Origin of the sequence: Paenibacillus sp. BT-177 (genome assembly GCF_025846815.2) — a bacterium.
In the GTDB taxonomy this organism is placed as follows: Bacteria; Bacillota; Bacilli; order Paenibacillales; family Paenibacillaceae; genus Paenibacillus; species Paenibacillus polymyxa_C.
This window is the reverse complement of record NZ_JAOYTP010000050.1, coordinates 1-541: the sequence shown is the minus strand read 5'-3', so window position 1 is coordinate 541 and position 541 is coordinate 1. Positions and strand designations below refer to the sequence as shown.

The 541-nt window shown below is 48.1% G+C and carries 2 rRNA genes; both read right to left on the bottom strand.

Annotated features, from left to right (window positions below):
* Positions 1–98, bottom strand: a 23S ribosomal RNA gene (locus OIU26_RS25900); the annotation flags it as partial.
* A gap of 232 nt (positions 99–330) precedes the next feature.
* A 16S ribosomal RNA gene (locus OIU26_RS25895) occupies positions 331–541 on the bottom strand; the annotation flags it as partial.

Genomic DNA, 541 nt, shown 5'->3' with positions numbered 1-541 from the left:
GCTTGCTTACAGCTCCCCGAGGCTTTATCGTTGTTCGCCACGTCCTTCGTCGGCTCCTGGCGCCTAGGCATCCTCCGTGTGCTCTTTGTAGCTTAACCTAGTATCTACAATGTAAATACGATTCGCTACTTTAAGTTTTCTTGTTTACACAAGATCAGCTTAAAGGAATATTCTAAAACGCAATTTCGTTTCGGTATCCAGTTTTCAAGGTGCAATTTGAGAGTTTGAACTCTCAAAACTGAGCAACGAGTGAGTAACAGGCCGAAACCTGGATTTGAAGCTTACGCTTCATATTTGAATGTTTCCATTGCAGGAAACGATTCTCCATAGAAAGGAGGTGATCCAGCCGCACCTTCCGATACGGCTACCTTGTTACGACTTCACCCCAATCATCTACCCCACCTTCGGCGGCTGGCTCCTTACGGTTACCTCACCGACTTCGGGTGTTGTAAACTCTCGTGGTGTGACGGGCGGTGTGTACAAGACCCGGGAACGTATTCACCGCGGCATGCTGATCCGCGATTACTAGCAATTCCGACTT